Source organism: Lysobacter sp. KACC 24251 (genome assembly GCF_057747755.1).
Map to the genome: position 1 here is coordinate 1,211,370 of NZ_CM173222.1, position 14,952 is coordinate 1,226,321.

Genomic DNA, 14,952 nt, shown 5'->3' on the forward strand with positions numbered 1-14,952 from the left:
CCTGGGTTAGCGGGCACCAGCAGAAGCGCTTCTTTCGGCCTTCGGCGTCGCTGCCGGCGTGGCCAACAGGCCCAGCTGTTTCATAAGCCCAAGCGAATCGGCGCAGGTCCATTCCTCAGCAATTCGCCCATCAGCCATCCGGAACAGCGTCGTGCCCGTGATTTGCACCGCGCGACCGGTGGCCGGAATGCCATTGCCGGCGCCGGTGTTGGTCCCGCGCGCCGTCCAGCGCACCGCCACCAGATCCCGTTCCGCCACCTGTTTGTCGACCGTGATCTTCAGGTCTGGAAACGCCTTGCGCCATCCCTGGGCTTCGGCCATGCCATCGGCATGGGTAAAGGTGGCCCTGCCGCCGTGGCCGACGAAGTCCGAACTGTAGGGCACCTCGAATCGCCCCTGGTTGAGGCCTTCCTCGTACACCCGGCGGGTGACTGACTTGTTGAGCTCCAGGGACTCAGCGCCAACGCCGTCAGGCGCATTCGCCCCGCAGGGAATTACGCCGGTGAGGACGACGCTGGCGGTCACTGCGGACAGCAGGAGGTTGTACGTTTTCATGATCAGCTCCGTAACGCATGAGTGCGTGTTGCGGATCATGAGGTCGCTTGCAGCCGCTCGCGCGCCCCTTGGTGGCGGACGGGCGCGGCGGCGGGACGAGTAGCGGCTGCGCAGTGACGGCGCTCAGCGCAGCAACACGTCCAGCGCCGCCCGATAGCGGCGGCTGCCGTTCACTTGCGCGCCATTCTTGAGGAGAACGACGAAGTCTCCATTGAACAGTGGCTGCACTTCGCGAATCTGGGCAATGCTGACGAATGCCGCCCGTGATACCCGTATGAAGCGTTGTGGGTCCAGGCGGGACTCAAGGCTGGCCATCGTCTCGCGCATCCGGTGCTGCTTCGCGCCTGTGTGGATCTCGACGTAATTCCCTGCGGCGACGATGCGGTCGACCTCGTCGATGTCGAGCAATCGAACGCGACCCTCCGAGCGGATTGCGAGTCGCAATGGGTACCGCTGCAGCTCGCCTCGGTCGATCGACTTCAACGCCTCGGAAACGCGGCGGACGAAGCCCTCATCAGGATGGGCCAGGTGGGAGCGGGCGCGCTGCAGTGCACGGCGAAAGCGTTCCGGATCGATCGGCTTGAGCACATAGTCGAGCGCTTGCGCATCGAACGCGCGCACCGCGTGTTGATCGAATGCGGTCACGAATACGACCGCTGGCATGCGGTTGCCGCCGATGGCTTCAATGACGGCGAACCCATCGAGTTCGGGCATCTGCACATCGAGGAACACGAGGTCAGGCGAAAGCGCGCTGATCGCCGCGATTGCAGCTGCACCGTCACCGCACTCTTCGACCACTTCGATGTCCGGCTCCTGCTGCAGCAACCGCAGTATCCCGCGGCGGGCGATCGGTTCATCGTCAACGATCAGTACGCGGATGGTCATGGGGCCGTGCGCCAAGGTAGCTCGATCTCGGCGATGACGCCGCCGTCATCGGAATTTCGCACGTCGAAGCGTTGCCTGCCCGCATACAGCAAGCGCAACCGTGCCCGGGTGTTTGCGAGGCCAACGCGTTCGGTCGTGGCCGGTGGCAGCCCGTGGCCGTCATCAACAACGCTCAGCAGGAGGGAGTCGCCCTGCCGGTACGCCATGATGTCCACTCGCCCCGGGCCGGCGCGCGTGGCCAATCCATGGCGCAGCGCGTTCTCGACCAGGGGGTGCAGGATCAGGTTCGGAACCCGCGCTTCGAGAACCTGATCAGGAATGAGTACCCGGTAGCTCAGACGCCCGCCGAAACGGGCCTGCTCGATCTCGAGATAGTTCTGGAGAAAGGCGATCTCTTCGCCGAGGGTCACCTCATGCGCGTCGGTGCTGTCCAACGAGCGGCGCAGCAACGCGCTCAGCTGCAGGAGGATCCGATCTGCCGAGTCTACGTTCTCGTGCATCAGCACCGAGATCGTGTTGAGGGCGTTGAACAGGAAGTGTGGCTGCAGCTGGGTGCGCAATGTCTGCAGGCGGGCATCGGCCAGCTGCGCTTCGAGGCGGAGTTGCCGACGATCCCTTTCCCGGGCGGTCCGCACGAGTCGCTCCACATGTGCCGCGGCGACGATCAGCCAATACACCGGGAGGTTCAGCAGGAGCGTCGTTCCCAGCAGCCGGCTGAAGGTGCCGAGCCAAGTGGGTTCCACCTGGGTCGCACCGATGACGGGCGCCGCCAGCGCGAAGAGCGCCAGGTTGACCAGGGCGCAGGCCAGTGAAGCGATGCCGTGCACCGCAAGCGCGCCAAGCAAGCGGGGTCGCTGGAGCGGGAACCGCGCCTCGAGTCGCAGCGCGATCGGCGTGAGGGCAGCCCAGACCGCGGCCCACACGAGCCAGATCGCACTGGCACGTGCCCACGCTAACGGTTCGCCGCGCACATGTGCGGCAAACCAGGCCTGCCCGGCGAAGAGCATCGCGACCAGCGTCCACGCCGCCAGGATGGCCATACCCCGGCGGCCGAATGGGGACCCGCGTTCCGCCACTGTTGGCGCCCCGTCGTGCGCTTCCTTAGCGAGCTGTGCCATCGGCCGGGCTGCCTCCAGTCGCCGACCCCATCGCCGGCGCGGGCAGCATACCGAATTGCCTTATCAGCCCGGGCGAGGGGCGATTGCAGTTCGTCATGACGGGCTCCCGCGATGCGTGGGGGAATCATGCTTTGGTCGCGGATTCCGGTGGGTTGGGGAGGGACGAGTGGGGGCCGCAGTGGGGTGAGTGGAGGCTGCGGCGGGAGATCCGGTCTTTCTGCTGGCCGATTTCGACCTCTGCCAGCGTTCCCCTGCTCGGATGCGTGTCCTTCAGTGCACGGCCTCGGGAGACCTGGCAATGCACCATCTTCGAATCGCGCCCCTGCTTTGTGGCATGGCTTTGTGGGCAGGTGCGGCACTGGCCGCGGATGCCGAGACATCGGCGGGTGAGTGCTTCTCGAAGGCCTTCATGGCGTCCGACGCGAATGCCGTGGCCGCCTGCTATGCCGAAGACGGGATCATCTGGTTTCCGGGGGGCTCCATGGCCCAAGGCCGAGAGGCCATCCGCGATGGCTTCGCCCATTTCTTCTCCGCAATGGAGATCAAGGACGTGAAGTTGACTGTAATCGGGCACGTGATGGGCGAGGGCGACACCCGCACGGCCTGGGGGACCTACGAGATCCGGATGGTCAACAAGTCCAACGGCGCGGAGGCGGTGCAGCGCGGACGCTTCACCGATGTGTCGAAGAAGGTCAATGGCCGCTGGCTGTACGTGGTCGACCATCCGTCCGATGATCCACCGCCCTCCGCCACGAAGTAACCCGGTAACGCGTGTAAGGCGGGCTCGACACACTCAACCCCAAGCCGCCTGCTAATTCAGGCGGCTTGGATCCGGTTTGCCACACACGAAAAACACCCGCGTTTCGCGTTGTGAAGGTGTATGTAAGCGACGTCTTCATTGGCGAACATCCGGTCCAGCTCGTTCGAAACCGAAGGTCCATCGCATACAGACGCGTCCACCATCATGTGTGCAGCGTCATAAGCACGTAGGGACATGAGACGTCGGGTCACGTAGGCAGGCACGATCCCAGCTTCAAGCACGCAACGGCTGGCGGAACGACGGATAAAAATTGGACCGGATGCGCGGTATGGCGACATCTCCGATTGATGCCAATACGGGAGAAGGAGCAGTTCCTCGCCAATTTCGGCGTCCTGCAAGCTGACCCTGCAAGGGAACCCAAAGCTGGCAGTGGCCACGTGCCGCTCGGCATTAATGGCCTGTAGCTTCTCGTCTGAAAGAGCAAACAGGTGATGGAATTGCTCATGATCAAGGCCGGAGAGCTGAAAGCAGGGCATCGTTGAATCCCAAGCGGTTTGCGAGTGGGAAGGATCAGCGATGTTTGCCCAGCGTACTCGCCGAAATCGGACAGCGCAGTTGCCACGGGTACGTCATGCCGAAGTGGACGGTCAAAGGTTGCGCTCGAATTCCAGCCACCACCCGCGGTCGAGGAGGGCGTCGTCCGCGCTCCAGCGATAACGAAACGCGGTGGACCACCAGGCGCCACGCCCCGCTTCCAGTTTCAGGTCGAACCAGGACTGCTGGGTGGACGCGGCCGCATCGTCGATCTGGAACATCACACCGGGCACGCCGGTGAACGCTGCCGTCAGGCCACCGTCGGTGCTTAGCGCGTGGCGGTGGGCCGCTGCCGCCTCGAGCCGCAGCCATCCGGATCGGCGTCGCCAGTCGCGTGCCATTCGCACGCCAAGCTCGACGCTGGTACGTCGGCTGGTGGCGGGTTGGACCTGCAGTTCCATACCGGTGTCGCCCGCCTCGGTGAACGCACCGCTGTGCACCCGGTCGTATTGCAGTGCGGCGTACGGCGTGAGCTGGCCGCCGCCCAGCGGGTGGTCAAGGCCGCCCTCCAGGCGCGCGCGCATGCGCACGATGCCGAAGTCCGCGAAGGCGCGGTGGGTGCGCCGGTCGCCGACGTCGATGTCGCGCCAGGTGTCCACCATGCCGCGACTCCCGCGTAGTTCGGCATGGGCATGCCATGGACCACGCCAGACATGGCCATGGAGCATGGCGAGGGATTCCACGCTGCGTGTGCGGCTGTCACCGTCATGTGCCATCCAGGCATCGCCACGGCCAGTGGCGGCGCCGACCAGCAGTTGCGGGCCCAAGCGGCGGGTGACTCCGCTCATCAGGGCTGCTTCCGATCTCCCTGGCATCCAGTCTGGGCCGCTGTTGGCGGCCGAAGGTGATGCCGTTGCCACCCACGCCTGGTGGGACGCAGGGGCATCGCGCCATTGCCGGATCTGCGACCAATGCGGGCCAAGCGGGTCAAAATTGTCCCGAAGCCCGCCATGAAGCGCGGCGAGGGATTGGCCGGACAGGCTGTCCAGCGTGCGGGTTGCCTGCGCCAGGTCGTCAATGCGCAGCACGGAGCCGGCGGAGGACAGCAGTTGGCGTAGCGCCGGGTCCAGACTGCCGGGTGCGGTGCCCGCAATGCGATCGACCACGTCGAACACGCGGTCCAGGTTGGCGGCAGTGGAGACGATCTGCGGCGTGACGGCGTTGGCGGCCATCACCGCCTGCATGGAGATGCGGGTCAGGTCGAACCAGACGTCGTTGCTGGCATAGCGCACGCTGCCTTCAAGGAACAATCCCGGCGAGGTCCATTGTGCGAACTGTCCAGTCACGCCCCCGTTCGCGTGGATCAGGTGCTGCGATGCGGCACCGGGCAATGGATATGGACCCCAGGCATCTTCGTACACGCCGAGCTCCAGGGTGCCGGCCAGTTGCGCTTGCCCGGTGACCTGCAGCGGCCCTGCCTGGAACGACGGGTCGTTTGGCGCGAACTTGAATACGAAGTTGCCGCCTTCGGTCTGGGTGAAGTTGCCGTTGATGGTGCCGAAGGTGTCCGGCTGGAAAACGGCGAAGCCTGTCACGATCATCCTTCCGCTATTGGTGACGGCGCCGTCCACCAGACCCATGAAATTCATTGCGCCCGTGTTGACCACGTTGCCGGTCAAGTGGCCCAGCAATACGGCAGTGCCGGCGTTGTCCAAGTTGCCTTGCACCTGGCCCGTCAAGTCGATGTATACCCGGCTGCCGTCGGCTGGATCGAAGCGCGGGCTGTTGAGAATGTTCCCTTCGACGGTGCCCTCCACCGTCAGCGAGCTGAATCCATCCACCTCGACGTTGGAGACGAGCGTGTTGAACGGCGAAACCTCGAGGTAGCCACCGCCCGTCACCGACGTGCCGCCAGCGAATACATACCGGGCGCCTGGCGAACTGCCATCGCCAACTTCCAACCCGAAGTCATAGGGCAGGCCGATGTTCAATCCGAACGAACTGTCACGGCCGCCGAGCATCCGACCGGGTTCCACCACCACGCAGTCGGCTGTGTGTGGGGGCAGGCAAGGTCCCGATGGGCCCGGCGGTGGAGGTGGGGGTGGTGGGGGCGGTGGAGGTGGAGGTGGAGAGGGAGGGGGAGGGGGATTCGCCGGCGCCTCGGGCCGCACTCCCCCGCCTCCGCCGCCACAGCCGGTAGTCAGCCAACACACGGCGGCGATGACCGCCAACGACAGGCAGCGCTGAACGCTCATGGCAGTCCCTGGTTGCGGATGCGCACACTGCTGGAAACGGAAAAACCGCGGGCGCCGACCTCACCCGATCAGGGGGGGCGACTGCTGGGTGCGCCATTCATCCGACCGTCGGAGGTGCGTCGCGGTCGTCTTCCCCCACCCAGCGTTCACGCCGCGGGACTAACGTGAACTTTTCCTGCAGGTTCGCCGCAATGCCGCGCCAATCCAGTGCGAAGGGGGCGCCCAGCCCCGACATGAGCCACGTCGGGCATACCCGGAACGCCCGCGCCGTCGCCCGCGATGCCGGTTTCGTCCGCGTCCGCGGCGCGCGCGAGCACAACCTGAAGGATGTCGACCTCGACATTCCGCGCGACCAGTTGGTCGTGTTCTCCGGCGTCTCCGGATCGGGCAAGTCGTCGCTGGCCTTCGGCACGATCTACGCGGAGGCGCAACGCCGCTACTTCGAATCAGTCGCGCCGTACGCGCGGCGACTGATCGACCAGGCCGGCGTGCCGGACGTAGACGCCATCGAGGGCCTGCCGCCGGCCATTGCCCTGCAGCAGCAGCGCGGCGCGAGCAACGCGCGCTCCAGCGTGGGCAGCGTAACCACGCTGTCGAGCCTGGTGCGGATGATGTACTCGCGCGCCGGCGCCTACCCGCCCAGGCAGGCGATGCTCTACGCCGAGGACTTCTCGCCCAACACGCCGCAGGGCGCATGTCCGCGCTGCCACGGGCTGGGCCACGTGTACGAGGTCACCGAGGCGCTGATGGTGCCCGACCGTTCGCTGAGCATCCGCGAGAAGGCGATTGCCGCGTGGCCGCCGGCGTGGCACGGGCAGAACCTGCGCGACATCCTGGTCACGCTGGGCTACGACATCGACAAGCCGTGGAAGGACCTGCCCAAGAAGGACCGCGACTGGATCCTGTTCACCGAGGAGACCCCGACCGTGCCGGTGTACGCGGGGTTCACCCCGGCCGAAACCCGCGCCGCGCTGCGCCGCAAGACCGAGCCCAGCTACATGGGCACCTACACCGGCGCGCGCCGCTACGTGCTGCACACCTTTGCCACCACCCAGAGCGCGCTGATGAAGAAGCGCGTGTCTCGCTACATGGAGGGCCGCGTGTGTCCGCAGTGCGACGGCAAGCGGCTCAAGCGCGAGGCCCTGTCGGTGACGTTTGCCGGCGTCGACATCGGCGAGCTGTCACGGCTGCCGTTGGACCGGGTGGTAGAACTGCTGCAGCCGGTGGCGCGCGGGGAATTTGCGGCCCACGCCGGCGGCGAAACCACCGATCGCATTGTGACCAAGCGTGACCGCGCCAAGCGCGCCGCGGCGAAGCAGGCCACCCATGCCGCCGCCCCTGACGTGCGCCGCACCCCGGCGCTGTCCGAGGAGAAGCAACTGGCCGCGCAGCGCCTGGCCGAAGGCGTCGTCGCGCGCCTGCACACGCTGCAGGCGCTGGGGCTGGGCTACCTGTCGCTGGACCGCACCACGCCGACGCTGTCGCCGGGCGAACTGCAGCGCCTGCGGCTGGCCACGCAGCTGCGCTCGCACCTGTTTGGCGTGGTCTACGTGCTGGACGAGCCATCCGCCGGCCTGCACCCGGCCGACAGCCAGGCGTTGTACGACGCGCTGGAACAACTGCGCGACGCCGGCAACTCGGTGTTCGTGGTGGAGCACGACCTCGAGGTGATGCGCCGCGCGGAGTGGCTGGTCGACGTGGGCCCCGACGCCGGTGAGCGTGGAGGGCGGGTGCTGTACAGCGGACCGCCGGCCGGGCTCGCGGACGTCAGCTCGTCGCGCACGGCGCAGTACCTGTTCGGCGCCACGCCAGCGCCCGCCAGCCACGCGCGCGCACCGTCCGGATGGCTCGAGTTGCGCGGCCTGCACCGCCACAACCTGCACGGATTGGACGCGCGCATACCGTTGGGCGTCCTGACCGCGGTCACCGGCATATCCGGCTCCGGCAAGTCCAGCCTGATCGCGCAGGCGCTGGCCGAACTGGTCCGCCTGCACCTGGGCCACGAACCCGAGGACAGCGACGACGACACGCCCGATGCGCCGACCGTGCTTGAACGCACGCGCGGCCACCTCGCCGGCGATGTCGATGCCGTGCAGCGGCTGGTGCAGGTGGACCAGAAACCGATCGGCCGCACCCCGCGATCCAACCTGGCCACCTACACCGGCCTGTTTGACCACGTACGCAAGCTGTTTGCCGCCACGCCCGACGCGCGCCGCCGCCGCTTCGACGCCGGGCGCTTCTCGTTTAACGTGGCCAAGGGGCGCTGCGACACCTGCGAAGGCGAGGGCGTGGTCAGCGTCGAGTTGCTGTTCATGCCCAGCGTCCACGCCCCGTGCCCGGCCTGCCAAGGAGCGCGCTACAACGACCCCACGCTGCAGGTGCAATGGAACGGCCGCAACATCGCCGAAGTGCTGCGCATGACGGTGGAACAGGCCGCGGAGTTTTTCCTGGGCGAAGACGCCGTCGCCCGCCCGCTGCACCTGCTGCGCGAGATCGGCCTGGGTTACCTGCGCCTGGGCCAGCCCGCCACCGAGCTGTCCGGGGGCGAGGCCCAGCGCATCAAACTGGCGACCGAGCTGCAGCGCAGCCAGCGCGGCCGCAGCCTGTACGTGCTGGACGAACCCACCACCGGGCTGCACGCCGCGGACGTCGACCGTCTGATGGCGCAGTTGCATCGATTGGTCGACGCGGGCAACACCGTAGTGGTGATCGAACACGAGATGCGCGTCGTCGCCCAGGCCGATTGGGTGATCGACATGGGGCCGGGCGCGGGTGAGCGCGGGGGGAAGATTGTTGTGGAGGGACCGCCGGAGCGGGTGGCGCGGGTGGAGGGGAGTTTGACGGCGAGGTTTTTGGGGGCGGCGTTGCGGGGTTGATCGCGGCAGTGCTGCTGCGCGCCCCGCGGGAGGACTCCGCTGCGCTGCGCAGCGACGTCATGGGCTCCGGCCACGATGGCCAGCAGCAAGGCTGAGGAGAAGAAGGCGATCAAGCGTGCGACGCCGCAGACCTATTCTTGGTAGCGGCTTGCTCGACTGGTGTCGCATTGGATTTACGATATGAAGGTCTTGGGCCGGATTCACCGGTCACGATGGGGACAAGGGAGAGCTTCATGCAGCTGGCAACAATAGGGTCCATGGCTATCCAGGACGCGACCAAACAACGGTTCGGGCGCGGTGCCCTTGTACTTCTGGTTGCGACGTTGTCGCTTTGGTGCCCCGCGATGGCGCAGGGCCCCGAACTCCCTCTCCTCAAGGACGGGTCGAAGCCCAATTTCGCGGCTTGCGAAGGGGAGTTTGATGAGCAGCCATGGGTTACGCAGATGGCGAGGCCTTCACCCCCAAGCGACCTTGTGTGGCGATACGATCAGTTCGCGCTTCGCTACGACATGTACTGGAAAGTCACGGTGAAATTCGACGTTGACACGAAGGGTCGCCCCCGGAACATCCGAAGCGACGCAACGGATCCCCCGATCATTGCGAAAGCGGCCAACGCTACGTTGGCCGCATGGAGATTCAGACCTGCGACGCACGCGGGGAAGGCGGTGCCTGCGCGTTGTCAGGTTCATCTGGAGTACGACCTTCGCACCAGCAAGATGAAGCAGGAACAGGCCGCACGTGAGGTCAACGCGGGCGTTAGGTAGCGTCACGGCCTTGATCCATGTCCGGGCCGATTTGGTGGCGGGCATCGGGGGGTGATGTCGGACTGCTTCATGACCCGCAGGTAGGCAGGAGCGCTGGCCGGGGGGCGGAGCGGGCGCTGGAAGAGATGCGCCGCGACATTGGCGCGCAGTTCCCACGCACCCGCCGCCGGTCGCCGAGCCTGTTGCAGCCCCTCACCAATCCGTCGGCGCGTAGTCCTTCAGGAACTGCCCCCACACGTGCTCGCCCGTGTTGAAGCCGTGGATGATCGGATCCACGATCCTGGCGGCACCATCGACGATGTCCAGCGGCGGATGGAAGCGTTCCTCGACGATCTTGCGGGCGGCGATCTCGGCCGGATCCTCGTCGGTCACCCAGCCGGTGTCCACGCTGTTCATGTGGATGCCGTCGCCGTGGTAATCGGCGGCCGCGGTGCGCGTCATCATGTTGAGCGCGGCCTTGGCCATGTTGGTGTGCGGGTGCTTGGTGGTCTTGAAGTTGCGGTAGAACTGGCCTTCGACCGCGGAGACATTGACGATGTGCTTGTCACGCGTGGCGTGCTCGCCATTGGGCGTGCGCAGCATCAGCGGTTTCAGTCGCGCATTGATGATGAACGGCGCCACCGCGTTGACCAGTTGCGTTTCCAGCAGCTCCACCGACGGGACTTCGTCCATCTGCAAACGCCATGAATTGCGTCCGCGCAGGTCGATCTGCTGCAGGTCCTGGTCGAGCCGGCCCTCGGGGAACAGGTGGGCCTGGCCCAGCAGTTCGTCGGCCAGCAAGGGCACCTGTGACAGTTCGGCGGCGCGGGTGAGACCCGCCGCACTGGCCAGGTCATGATGGCCCGCCTGCAGCACGGTCGCATTGGCATCGGACAACAGGTCGGCAATGCGCAGGCCTTCGTACTGGCCGATCAGCTTGCGCACGTCGGCGGGCATGCTGTGCAGGGCGGCGGTCTCGCCGGCCATCATGTGCGCGTAGAACGCCGGCGGGCGACGCACCGTCTGGCAGGCGTTGTTGATGATGAAATCCAGGCGCTCGCGCGTGGCCAGCAGCTGGGTGCAGAAGGCCTCGACGCTGGGCGTGTGGCGCAAGTCCAGCCCGAACACTTCCAGCCGATGACCCCACTCGCCGAAATCCGGCTCGGCCGCATAGCGCGCCGCGGAGTCGCGCGGAAAGCGCGTGGTGACGATCAGTTCCGCACCCGCGCGCAACAGCTTCAAGCCGGCCTGGTAGCCGATCTTGACGCGGCCGCCGGTCAGCAGCGCCACGCGCCCGCGCAGGTCGGCGGTCTCGGTGCGCTTGAAGAAATTCACTTCTGCGCAGGTCGGGCACAACTGGTCGTAGAAGTGGTGGATACGGGTGTATTTCTGCTTGCAGACATAGCAATGACGTAGTTCCGGCGACTCGTTGTGCGCTACGGGATCGGACGCGCGGTTGCTGGGGTCGTGCAGGCCAGGCGCCTGCGGCGGAAAATAGTTGGGCGTGGTGAACACCGGCTTGCGACGCAAGGTGCGGATGCCGGTCTGGTCGAGCAGTGCCTCGGTGGCGCGGGCTTTTTCCCGTGCTCTTTCGCGTGCCTGGGCCTTGGACTTGGCGCGCCGCGCACGGAGCTCGGGATGGTGGACCAACGCGACGGCCTGAAGCAGGCGCTCGCGTTGTCCTGCGGTCAGCGTATCGAGCACGCTGCGGTCGGCGATGATCGCGTCCAGTAGCATGAGGGTGGTCTGCAGGCGATCGCCGGAGATGGGCGCGTGTGCGTCGGATGCCGGCGCGATGGAAGACGTGGGTGCAGCGGTGGTGTTCAAGGATAGGTCCGTGTTACGCGCCGTGACGGCAGGAAAAGGTTTACGCGCCTGCGCCTCGCATGCGCAGCGTCAAACCCTTCAGGAAGTTGCGCAGCAACTGGTCGCCGCACAGACGGAAATGCTTGTGGTCGGCTTGGCGGAACAGCGCGGTCATCTCCGGCTTGGAGATCGGGAAGCCGGCATCGGCGAATGCCCGGTGCATGTCGACGTCCTTGAGTTCGAATGCAACGCGAAGTTTCTTGAGCACCACGTTGTTGGTGATGCGCTTTTCCACCGGTCGTGGGGGGAGGCTCTCATCGCGGCCACGCTTGTACACGACCAGACCATCGAGGAAGTGAGCGAGGACCCGGTCACTGCATTCGGCGTAGTCCGGATCCTCTTCCTTCTTCAGGAAGGCATGCACGTCGGCTTTGTCAAGGGGAAACTCGGCATCCGCCAGTCGAATGATCTCCACGACCTTGGCGTCGCTGAGATCAAGCATGTAGCGGATGCTGCGTAGTACGTCGTTGTTGATCACGTCGGGTCCGGGGGGGGGCTGAATTCCGCGCACAGGGTAGCGCGACTGCCTCGAAGGGGTCCGGGACCAACGCTGTAGGCCGGCATTGCAGGGTCCGTACGTGCGGAGGGGAGGGCGTATGGACGGGTTCGAGAGCGTTTGGGTCGCTGCAGAGACCCGCGGAGCCGGAGGTGCCAAATGGCCCCGCGAGCGGGGCCATTCCGGAGCTTCGGTTACCTGCGGCTCAGTGGTGCAGCAGGATGTCGGCGATGACGCCCGTCGCCACGGCGATCAGGACGTACTTGCCGTCCGGGCTGCGCACCCAGCGGTGACCGCGGGGCGGTGGAGCCAGGTCATAGTCGCGGTAATCATCGACATAGATGCGCTCTTCGACGTACACAACGCCGCGACGATAATCGTGCCGGTGCCGATGGTGCTCATGGCGGTCGTCATCATCATCGTGATGGTGATGGTGATCGTGATGGTGACGGTCGTGGTGCTTGTTCTTGGCGGTGGCCGCCATTGGCGAAAGAAAAACGAAGCCGAACAATACGGCGGACAGCAGGCGTTTCATGGATCCCCCAAAGTTTTCGGTTTGCGCTGCGATCCTATGATGCTGCCCACGTTTGTCCCAGTCGCAATGAGGAAACATTGACGGGAGTCGCCTTTTTTCCTTGTCGATCTTCATCCAGCCTTTAGGTTTGAGCTCGATCAACGTCGACCCGCGACTGATTCACGCGTTGGGGGCGACTGCGGCCACCCTCCCGCCAGCGCCTTGTACAGGGCGATGGCACCCAGTGCACTCCGTGCACGCCCATCGGCGAAGGCGTCTTCCGCCTGCAGCCGTGACCGCTCCACGTCGAGCATCTCGAACAGGCTGGTCGCACCGGCGTCAAAGCGCACCCGCGCCAGGTCCGCGGCCCGCGCGCTGTCGGTCGCCGCGCGCTGCAGGTGCTCATCCTCCTGTCGTGCGCGGTCCAGCCGGACCAACGCGTCCTCGGTGTCCTGCAGCGCGCGCAGGACCGATTGCTGGTAGTGCGCCAACGCCGCGTCACCGGCCGCGTCGGCAGCGGCGATGCGTGCGCGCACGCGGCCTACGTCGAGGAACGACCAGTCGATGCCGAGCGCGACCAGTCGCGTCTGGCTGTCGCGTTCGAACAAGGCGCCTGCAGCGCTTGCCTGGGTGCCCAGCAGGCCGCCCAGGGTGATGCGCGGAAACAGGTCAGCGGTGGCAATACCTATACGCGCGGTGGCTGCGTGCAGGCGCGCCTCCGCCGCACCCACGTCGGGGCGATGGCGCAGCACGTCCGCCGGAGTGCCGGGCTCGATCCGCGCAGGCAGCACAGGCAATGACGCCGGCTGCGAGAGCGTGGCGATCAGCGCGTCCGGCGTGCGCCCGGTGAGCACCGCGATCCGGTGCATCGCCACCGCTTCCGCCGCTTCCAGTTCGGGGATGCGTGCGGACGTGGCTTCCAGTTGCGCGCGTGCGCGTGCGCCATCGAAGTCGCTGGCGCCGCCGGCGTCCAGCCGCGCCTGCACCAGGTCGAGCGTGCGTTGCTGGTTGTCGCGGTTCGCGCGCGCCACCCGCAGGCGCTCCTGCAGGCCGCGCAGTTCGACATAGGCCGCGGCCACGTCTCCGGCCACCACGACCTGCGCGGCGCGCAGGTCGGCGGCGCTGGCCTCGGCGTCGGCCGTGCCCGCCTCGACGTTGCGCCGGATCCGACCGAACAGGTCGAGTTCCCAACTGGCGGCGATACCAGCCTGGTAGCTGCGGGTGTCGCGGTCTTCGTGTGCCACGCCGGGAAGCTGGCTTGCACTGCTGCGCGCATCGCTGGCCTGGGCGTCCGCGGTGACGGTGGGCAAACGGTCGAGACGCGCGCCGCGCAGCAGGGCCGTGGCCTGGTCGTGGTTGGCCAGCGCGATGCGCAGGTCGTGGTTCGAGAGCAGCGCATCGGCGACCAGGGCCGACAGCGTGGGGTCGCCGAACGCGTCCCAGAACGGTTCGTCGGCGACGGCCGGCGCCGCCGATGCGTCCACTGCCGGCGCCCGGGCGAAGGTCACCGACGCCGCAATGTCCGGCTTCACGAAATCCGGTCCCACTGTGCACGCCGACAGCAAGGCGGTTGCGAGTGCGCTGAACGCCAGTTGCCTCACCACGGCAGCACCTCGTCGCGGTAGTAATAGCCGCCGTTCGGGCCGTCTTCGTCGATCAACGCGAGCCTGACGCTGGTGCGCGCGCCCTCGGGTACGCTGATCTCGCCCTGGCCGCCGTTCATGTCGGTCTGCACGTAGCCGGGGTGGATGGTATTGACCTTGATCCGGCTGTCCTTCAGCTCATGCGCCAGTTGCACGGTCCATGCGTTCACCGCGCTCTTTGAGACGTTGTAGGCCGGCACCTTGAAGTCGTAGATGAAAGACGTCGGGTCGCTGTGCAGGGCATTGGAGCCGAGGATGCTGGACACGTTGACGATGCGGGCGGCCGCAGACTTGTGCAGCAGCGGCAGGAAGGCCTGGGTCGTCGCGATCACGCCGAACACATTGGTGTCGAAGGTCTTGCGCCAAGTCTGTTGCGACTGGCCAGACACCTTCTGCGCCGGGTCGTCGAGCAGGATGCCGGCGTTGTTGATGAGGATGTCGAGCCGGCCATGCCGTGCTTCCACCTGCTGCACGGCGGAGGCGATGCTGTCCGCATCGGTGACGTCGAGGGCGATGGCCTCGACCGGCAGGCCCCGTGCTTGCAGCTTCAGCGCGGCATCGACGGCCTTGCCGCGGTCGCGGCCGGCGAGGAGGACGTGCACGCCGGTCTCGGCGAGCTGGCGCACGGTCTCCAGGCCGATGCCGCGGGTGGCGCCTGTGACGAGGGCGATCTTGTCTTGCGTGGTCATGGGGAAGGTCCTTGGAAT

The 14,952-nt window shown here is 66.4% G+C and carries 13 protein-coding genes; 3 read left to right on the plus strand and 10 right to left on the minus strand.

Going from position 1 to position 14,952, the window contains the following annotated elements:
• Positions 1-6: 6 nt before the first annotated feature.
• From AC3ARF_RS05765 to AC3ARF_RS05775, 3 genes are all read right to left on the minus strand, one after another.
• Positions 7-555 (minus strand): ester cyclase, encoded by a 549-nt coding sequence (locus tag AC3ARF_RS05765; RefSeq protein ID WP_498931100.1) that lies wholly within the window; start codon positions 553-555, stop codon positions 7-9.
• A 123-nt stretch (positions 556-678) separates the two neighbouring features.
• Entirely contained in the window at positions 679-1,455 is a 777-nt protein-coding gene (locus AC3ARF_RS05770; RefSeq protein ID WP_498931102.1) for a LytR/AlgR family response regulator transcription factor, read from the minus strand.
• On the minus strand, positions 1,437-2,480 hold the full coding sequence (locus AC3ARF_RS05775) for a sensor histidine kinase (RefSeq protein WP_498931104.1): 1,044 nt from the start codon (positions 2,478-2,480) through the stop codon (positions 1,437-1,439). Before AC3ARF_RS05775 ends, AC3ARF_RS05770 begins: the two co-directional genes overlap by 19 nt.
• A 376-nt stretch (positions 2,481-2,856) precedes the next feature.
• On the opposite strand from AC3ARF_RS05775, the gene AC3ARF_RS05780 reads away from it, so the two are divergent.
• Positions 2,857-3,318, plus strand: coding sequence for a YybH family protein (locus tag AC3ARF_RS05780; RefSeq protein ID WP_498931106.1), 462 nt, complete (start codon positions 2,857-2,859; stop codon positions 3,316-3,318).
• Positions 3,319-3,374: 56 nt separating this feature from the next.
• Here AC3ARF_RS05780 and AC3ARF_RS05785 read toward each other — a convergent pair whose 3' ends face one another.
• Positions 3,375-3,854, minus strand: a complete 480-nt coding sequence (locus AC3ARF_RS05785; protein WP_498931108.1) for a DUF1203 domain-containing protein — start codon at positions 3,852-3,854, stop codon at positions 3,375-3,377.
• 111 nt (positions 3,855-3,965) lie between these two features.
• Positions 3,966-5,873, minus strand: coding sequence for an autotransporter outer membrane beta-barrel domain-containing protein (locus tag AC3ARF_RS05790; RefSeq protein ID WP_498931110.1), 1,908 nt, complete (start codon positions 5,871-5,873; stop codon positions 3,966-3,968).
• Between the two features lie 467 nt (positions 5,874-6,340).
• Here AC3ARF_RS05790 and AC3ARF_RS05795 point away from each other — a divergent pair, with 467 nt between their 5' ends.
• Together AC3ARF_RS05795 and AC3ARF_RS05800 are read left to right on the plus strand one after the other, a co-directional pair.
• Positions 6,341-8,983, plus strand: coding sequence for an excinuclease ABC subunit UvrA (locus AC3ARF_RS05795; RefSeq protein WP_498931112.1), 2,643 nt, complete (start codon positions 6,341-6,343; stop codon positions 8,981-8,983).
• A gap of 509 nt (positions 8,984-9,492) precedes the next feature.
• Complete coding sequence (locus tag AC3ARF_RS05800) at positions 9,493-9,747, plus strand: energy transducer TonB (protein ID WP_498931773.1); 255 nt, start codon at positions 9,493-9,495, stop codon at positions 9,745-9,747.
• Between the two features lie 192 nt (positions 9,748-9,939).
• On the opposite strand, the gene AC3ARF_RS05805 is transcribed toward AC3ARF_RS05800, so the two are convergent.
• The 5 genes from AC3ARF_RS05805 to AC3ARF_RS05825 all read right to left on the minus strand — a co-directional run bounded on the left by AC3ARF_RS05805 (position 9,940) and on the right by AC3ARF_RS05825 (position 14,934).
• Complete coding sequence (locus tag AC3ARF_RS05805) at positions 9,940-11,463, minus strand: SDR family NAD(P)-dependent oxidoreductase (RefSeq protein ID WP_498931775.1); 1,524 nt, start codon at positions 11,461-11,463, stop codon at positions 9,940-9,942.
• A 130-nt stretch (positions 11,464-11,593) separates the two neighbouring features.
• On the minus strand, positions 11,594-12,070 hold the full coding sequence (locus tag AC3ARF_RS05810; protein ID WP_498931114.1) for a YehS family protein: 477 nt from the start codon (positions 12,068-12,070) through the stop codon (positions 11,594-11,596).
• 223 nt (positions 12,071-12,293) lie between these two features.
• Complete coding sequence (locus AC3ARF_RS05815) at positions 12,294-12,737, minus strand: RcnB family protein (protein WP_498931116.1); 444 nt, start codon at positions 12,735-12,737, stop codon at positions 12,294-12,296.
• 23 nt (positions 12,738-12,760) lie between these two features.
• Complete coding sequence (locus AC3ARF_RS05820) at positions 12,761-14,206, minus strand: efflux transporter outer membrane subunit (protein ID WP_498931118.1); 1,446 nt, start codon at positions 14,204-14,206, stop codon at positions 12,761-12,763.
• Positions 14,200-14,934: an SDR family oxidoreductase gene (locus AC3ARF_RS05825; RefSeq protein WP_498931119.1), complete on the minus strand. Its 735-nt coding sequence runs from the start codon at positions 14,932-14,934 to the stop codon at positions 14,200-14,202. Before AC3ARF_RS05825 ends, AC3ARF_RS05820 begins: the two co-directional genes overlap by 7 nt.
• Positions 14,935-14,952 lie beyond the last annotated feature (18 nt).